The sequence below is a fragment of the Rhizobium sp. NZLR1b genome, assembly GCF_019685155.1.
Lineage (GTDB): Bacteria > Pseudomonadota > Alphaproteobacteria > Rhizobiales > Rhizobiaceae > Rhizobium.
In genome coordinates this window covers 86,271-92,725 of sequence record NZ_JABDWC010000029.1, presented here as the reverse complement: position 1 = coordinate 92,725, position 6,455 = coordinate 86,271, and the positions used below count along the sequence as shown (strand labels likewise).

3 protein-coding genes, 1 pseudogene and 1 riboswitch are annotated in these 6,455 nt (G+C 63.4%); of the genes and pseudogenes, 1 reads left to right on the top strand and 3 read right to left on the bottom strand.

Annotation, left to right across the window (positions count from 1 at the left end; all coding sequences use genetic code 11):
- Positions 1-89 precede the first annotated feature (89 nt).
- The 3 genes and pseudogenes from cobN to cobU form a co-directional block, all read right to left on the bottom strand.
- Positions 90-2,279, bottom strand: a pseudogene (gene cobN, locus HJB84_RS29290) (cobaltochelatase subunit CobN); the annotation flags it as partial.
- 4 nt (positions 2,280-2,283) lie between these two features.
- Positions 2,284-3,333 carry a cobalamin biosynthesis protein CobW gene (gene cobW, locus HJB84_RS29285; RefSeq protein WP_221117622.1) on the bottom strand — a complete coding sequence of 350 codons (1,050 nt, stop codon included), beginning with the start codon at positions 3,331-3,333 and terminating at the stop codon, positions 2,284-2,286.
- 4 nt (positions 3,334-3,337) lie between these two features.
- The gene (gene cobU, locus HJB84_RS29280) at positions 3,338-3,862 is read right to left on the bottom strand and encodes a bifunctional adenosylcobinamide kinase/adenosylcobinamide-phosphate guanylyltransferase (RefSeq protein WP_221117621.1); all 525 of its coding nucleotides are present in this window, start codon (positions 3,860-3,862) and stop codon (positions 3,338-3,340) included.
- Positions 3,863-3,993: 131 nt separating this feature from the next.
- Positions 3,994-4,390, bottom strand: a riboswitch (cobalamin riboswitch).
- A 253-nt stretch (positions 4,391-4,643) separates the two neighbouring features.
- Here cobU and HJB84_RS29275 point away from each other — a divergent pair.
- Positions 4,644-6,434 carry a chloride channel protein gene (locus HJB84_RS29275; RefSeq protein ID WP_221117620.1) on the top strand — a complete coding sequence of 597 codons (1,791 nt, stop codon included), beginning with the start codon at positions 4,644-4,646 and terminating at the stop codon, positions 6,432-6,434.
- The last annotated feature ends 21 nt before the right edge of the window (positions 6,435-6,455 follow it).

Sequence of the window (6,455 nt, the reverse complement as noted above, 5' to 3'; positions counted from 1 at the left end):
CCTCTCGACTGCGACATGGCCGCCCCCTGGACAGCCCCACGTCATGCCATCCTAGCAGATCTCCTCGACGCCCCCTGGCGCACCAACGGCGACACCGTCAGGTCGGTCAGCAGCCGCCCTTCGGGCGAAACGCCGAAGATATGCAGCCCGTCGCGGATCTGCATTTCCTTGAGGTCGCAGAGATAGGCGTCGAGCTTCTTCAGCGCCTCGCCCTCGCTTTCGCCGCTGATTATGCCGGCATCCCGGTCGAGGCCGATATCGGTGACCAGATCGAGGATCTGCCGGCTGAGCAAGCGGATGCGGCGGGGATCGCCGCCGGAGGCCTCGTAATATTCGTCGACCAGCGCTTCCAGATCCTTGAGTGGTCCATAACTCTCAGCCCGCGTCAAAGGCGGCGTCAGGTGATCGATGATGACAGCGGCAGTCCGGCGCTTGGCCTGCGTGCCCTCGCCCGGATCGTTGACGATGAAGGGATAAAGATGCGGCAGCGGCCCGAGGATCACCTCGGGATAACAGCCTTCCGACAGCGCCAGCGCCTTGCCCGGCAGCCATTCGAGATTGCCGTGTTTGCCCATGTGGATGACCGCATGTGCACCGAATTCCTGGCACAGGAAGACATAGAAAGCAAAATAACCGTGCGGCGGCACGAGATCCGGCGAATGATAGCTTTCCTTCGGATCGATATTATAGCCGCGCGGCGGCTGGATGCCGACGAGCACGCCGCCGAAGCGCGCGAAAGGCAGGGCGAAGCCGCCCTCGCGAAAATACGCATCGTCCTTAGGATTGCCCCAGCGAGCCCTCACCTCATCTCGAATCTTATTGGGAAGAGATTGAAAGAAGCTGTTGTAGCGAGCGAGGGAAAGCGTTTCGCGAATGACCCTGCCGTCGTGGCCGGAATTGGTCGGCCCTTCCATCAGATGCCGGATCAGCGCGTCCCCATCTGCCGGAATGTCGGCGACCGGGTAACCCGCGGCTCCCATGGCGCGAAGCACCGCGATGGTGCCGGCCGGCGTATCGAGGCCGACGCCGTTGCCGAGCCGGCCGTCGCGGTTCGGATAATTCGCCATGACAAGCGCGATGCGGCGATCACCGGCCGATCTCTTCCGCAGGCGCGCCCAGTTGGCGGCAAGTTCAGCCGTATAACTCACCCGGCCGGTATCGGGTTCGCTGCAGACGATGTTGGTCTCGACAGCCGCGTCATAACGCGCTGCCGTCTTGAAAGAGATCGCCCGCGCCAGCACCCGGCCGTCGACTTCAGGAAGCGCCACGTTCATGCCGAGATCTCGTGCCGACAAGCCTTGCGCGGAAGCGGCCCAAGCCTCCCGCGACGAGGCCGACAGGATCGCCTGCAGCACCACCGCCCCATTCGCTTCCAGCACCGTCGGCTGCCGGTCAGCACCTGGTGCCGAGACGGCAAAGCCGGTCGTGTTGATGACGACATCGGGTTTCAGTGCCGCAAACACGCTTTCGAGAATACCTGTCGAGACGGGGTCCTTGAGGCTATAGGCAAAAACCGGCAGTGGCCGCAGGCCGAGCGCCGCCAGCGCTTCGACCAGTGCCTCGATCGGGGCGGTCTCGCCGCTCTGGACGAGGGCGCGGTAGAAGCTGATGGCGACGATTGGCCCAAACGCCACCTCCTCCGTCGAATGTGGGATACCCCCCTGCTCGACGGACGAAGGCGGCGCGACATGCGAACCGGCAACCTGCCGCCACTCCTGCACCCCGATCAGCCCCCGCCCCGGCCACCAGATGCCCGCCTTCATCAAAGGCACTGCCGGCGCCGGCTTCTCGGCACCTGACAACATCGCCGAGGCATAATCGAGAAAGCCGCGCGCATTGGCGTCGCCGCCTTCGATCAGATAGGCCCAGAGCGCATTCATATCGTCGAGATCAACGTTGGAAAAAGGCACGAGCCCCGCATCCGGCCGGGCATCGCCCGGCAAGACCGCAATCAGCGCACCGGCGCGGGACGCTGCCGCGTGCAGCGCCTCCAGCGTATAGTGGAAATAGCTGGCACCGCCGAGCGCACGCACGATGATGAGCCTGGCATGCCGCGCCGTGCGTTCGACATAGGTATCGACCGACATCGGATGCTTGAGGCTCATCAGGCTGGCAAGTCTCAGCGAAGGCGCCGCCCCATGCTCGCGATGGGCGGCTGCGATGGCGGCAAGCTCGCTGTCGGCGGCCGACAGGAACACGATATCGCCCGGCGTCTGCCCGAGGTCGATCGCCTCCTCGCAGTCGCTGATCGTTCCCTGTTGGGCCAGAAGCAGATGCATGGGATTACGCCAGCGCCTCGATCGCCGCCCTAACAGCGTCCTGGTCCATCTCGTGCAGACCGATGACCACGAGGCGCGTGGCGCGCGTTTCGCTCGGGGCCCAGGCACGGTCGAAATAATGGTCGATGCGGCTGCCGACGGCCTGGATCTGCAGGCGCATCGGCTTGCCGGCGACATCGACGAAACCCTTGAGACGCAGTACGTCATGGTCGGCGATAATCGTCTTCAGGCCAGCAATGAAGCCGGCGGGATCGGCGACCGGGCCGAGTTCGACGACGAAGCTGTCGAATTCGTCATGGTCGTGCGGCGCGCCGTCCTCATGCTCCAGCTCGTGATGCGATTTGCGGTTGGCGACATCGTCCTCCGTGCCGATGCCGAGGCCGAGCAGAATTCCGGCCGACACCTCGCCATTTTTCGCCTCGATCATCACCGGCTTGCGCACCGTGCGGGAGGCGACCTCGTCGCGAACCCTGATAAGGCCGGCAGCGTCGATCAGGTCGGTCTTGTTGAGTACGATCAGATCGGCGCAAGTCAGCTGATCCTCGAACAACTCCTCGATCGGGCTTTCGTGATCGAGCGATTCATCTGCGCCGCGCGCCGCCTCGACGGCATCGTGGTCGTCGGCGAAACGGCCGGCGGCGACAGCCGCGCTGTCGACCACGGTAATGACGCCATCGACCGTCACCTGGGTGCGAATGTCAGGCCAATTGAAGGCCGCGACCAGCGGCTGCGGCAGGGCAAGGCCCGAGGTTTCGATGACGATATGGTCGGGCCGCTGTTCACGCTCGAGCAACTTCGTCATCGTCGGGATGAAATCGTCGGCGACGGTGCAGCAGATGCAGCCATTGGTCAGCTCGATGATATCGTCCTCGGTGCAATTGTCAGCGCCGCAGCCCTTCAGCACCTCGCCATCGACGCCGAGATCGCCGAACTCGTTGATGATGAGCGCGATCTTTTTGCCGCCGGCATTGGTGAGCAGGTTGCGGATCATCGTCGTCTTGCCGGCGCCGAGAAAGCCGGTAATGACGGTTGCGGGAATTTTCTGCTGGTTCATGAACTTAACCCTTCATTTTCAACGGCAGGCCTGCCGCGATGAAATAGACTTCGGCGGCCTTGGCCGCAATTGATTGGTGCAGCCGGCCGGCATGATCGCGGAATTCCCGCGCCATGCGATTATCCGGCACGATGCCGAGGCCGACCTCATTGGAAACGAAAACGAGCTGCGCCTTCGCCTGCGGCAGAAAATCGGTGAGCGCGGCAAATTCCGCCGCCATATCGCGCTCATCCATCATCAGATTGGTGACCCAGAGTGTCAGGCAATCGATGAGCACGACGCCGCCCTCGCGGTCGATAGCGTCAAGCTTGCCGACGAGATCGAGCGGCTCTTCATGCGTCGTCCAGGACGGGCCGCGATCGGCTCTATGTTGGGCAATGCGCGCCTGCATTTCCTCATCCCAGGCGCGGCCGGTCGCGAGATAATGGCGGTCGAGGCCGATCGAAATGACAAGGGACTCGGCGAAGCGGGATTTCCCCGAACGGGCGCCGCCGAGGATGAAGACGGTGTTGGAGGGAGCGGTCATCATGCGCAGACGCCCCTTTGGTGGGATGCCGCACCCCACCCACTCGATCGCGCCGCACAAGGCCGCGCCGAATTCAATCGTTCAGCCAAGACAACCTCCGTGCTGGCAGCGGGCCTCTTGCCCAGGGTTGGGCTTCTCGCCCGGCACGGGATGGCAGGTCTCCTGGCTCGCGGTTATCGGCCGCGATCGGGGCAGACCGGAAACCGGTCGCCCTGATCGTGCCAGCGGATCTGCCTCGCCTTCCCGGCTGCATCGATGAAAAGGTGGACGATTCGTAGACTTAAGAGGCGTCCGACCCCGGTTGATCATCATGCATGTCCAGTGGCTTTTCCGGCATGTCGCCCGTCCCGCCCGCTTGCATTATTGCAAGCCGCCGGCCGGAAGGGCTCGATGCCGGATGGAAGACCCTGACCGCTCTACAGTCGCGGGGTCGGCTGTGATGAAGGCGCCCGGCTTGGGTCCGCCCCGTCACATTCCCTTTTCATCCGGAAGGCGTAACACCGATCCGGAACCATCCGTTATATCCGAGGATGGTCAGGTGACCATCCGTTGAGGGATGGTTAGGCAAGCTCAGGGGTGAAGTCAACCGCCCTCGACGGCCGGCAGTGGCTAGACAGGCGAGGCAACGCCAGCAACACGACTTACCCTACCTAAAACATCGTCATTTATCAGATACTTACGTCACAAATATTTATCCAGGGCGCCGGCTTTTCGCCACAATTGCACTGCAAGCGGACTGCGCCATCGCCCTTGACCGGGCCTCTTCCTGCCTAGTTGTCTTGCCATGCTTATGAAATTGGATCGGCGCCGGTTCCGAGCGCTGCGTGTTTTCTTCGACCCGGGGCGGCTGCGGGCGCTGACCCGCCGCAGTGAGGTCGGCCTGTCGCTGGCGGGTGCCGTCGTCGGCATCACCTCGGGTCTCGCCGTCACCGGCATGAGCTACGTCTCCAATCAACTGCATCAGATGGTCTTCGGCATCGACGACAGCGAGCGGCTGAGCTCGTCGGTGATCGACGACAAGCTGCTGCTTCTCACTGCCCCCGTCATCGGTGGCGTCCTGCTCGGCCTGTTGCTGTTCGTACTGGCGAAACGGCGCAAGAAACCGATGGTTGACCCGATCGAGGCCAATGCGCTGCATGGCGGCCGCCTGTCCTTGACCGACAGCATCATCGTTGCCGTGCAGAACCTGATTTCCAACGGGTTCGGCGCCTCCGTCGGCCTCGAGGCCGGCTATACCCAGCTTGCCGCCGGCCTCGCCTCGAAATTCGGCCTGAAGCTGCAGCTTCGCCGCTCCGATCTGCGCACCCTCGTCGGCTGCGGCGCGGCGGGCGCTATCGCCGCTGCCTTCAACGCGCCGCTGACCGGCGCCTTCTACGCCTTCGAGCTGATCATCGGCACCTATACGATCGTCTCGCTGACCCCTGTGGTCGTCTCGGCCCTGGTTTCCACCCTCATCGCAAGGCTGCTCACCCACGGCGATTTCACCATCGACATCGGCAGCTTCGGCGCAGTCGTGCCGGCCGATTATATCCCGGCTATGCTGCTCGGTGGCTTCTGCGCTGGCGTCGGCATCCTGATCATGCAGGGCGTCTCCTTCGTCGAGGAGCTGGCGCGCAAGAGCTCGATCGCCCCGCCCTTCCGCCCGGCGCTCGGCGGCATCGTCGTCGGACTTCTGGCGATGATTTCGCCACAGGTGCTCTCGGCCGGCCACGGCGCGCTGCATCTCAATCTCTCCCGCGAGGTGGCGATCCCGGCGCTGATCGGCCTCTTCCTGTTGAAATCCCTGGCCTCGGCGATCTCGATCGGCTCCGGCTTCAGGGGCGGCCTGTTCTTCGCCTCACTGTTCATGGGCGCCCTGCTCGGCAAGCTCTTTGCCTATTGCGGCCCCTATTTCGCCGATGCGACGCTGACGCCCGTCATCTATGCCGTCGTCGGCATGAGCTCGCTCGCCGTCGCCGTCATCGGCGGGCCGCTGACGATGACGTTCCTGGCGCTCGAAATCACCGGCGATTTTCCGATCACCGCTCTAGTGCTCGCCGCCGTCATCACCTCCTCACTCGTCGTCCGCTCAACCTTCGGCTATTCCTTCGCCACCTGGCGCTTCCACCTGCGCGGCGAAAGCATCCGCAGCGCCCACGACGTCGGCTGGATCCGTAACCTGACAGTGGACAAGCTGATGCGCGCCGACGTCAAGACGGCAAGGGCGGGTATTTCGCTGGAGGAATTCAAGCAGGCCTTCCCGATCGGCTCGACCCAGCGCGTCATCCTCGTCGAGGAGAGCGACAAATATGCAGGCCTCGTGCTGGTGCCGGAGATCTACGCCAACCCGACCGACGTGCAGGACGAGGGCAAGACGCTTGCCGATTTCATCCACTACCGCAACGATTTCCTACAGCCACAGATGAATGCCAGGCAGGCGGCGGCGATCTTCGACAAGAGCGAAAGCGAAGCACTCGCCGTCGTCAACAACCTGATCGAACGCAAGGTGATCGGCCAGCTCAGCGAAAGCTATACGCTGCGCCGCTACAGTGAAGAACTTGACCGTCGCCGTCGTGAGGTCTCAGGCGAGATCTGAACTTGGTCGCGCCTTTGATCG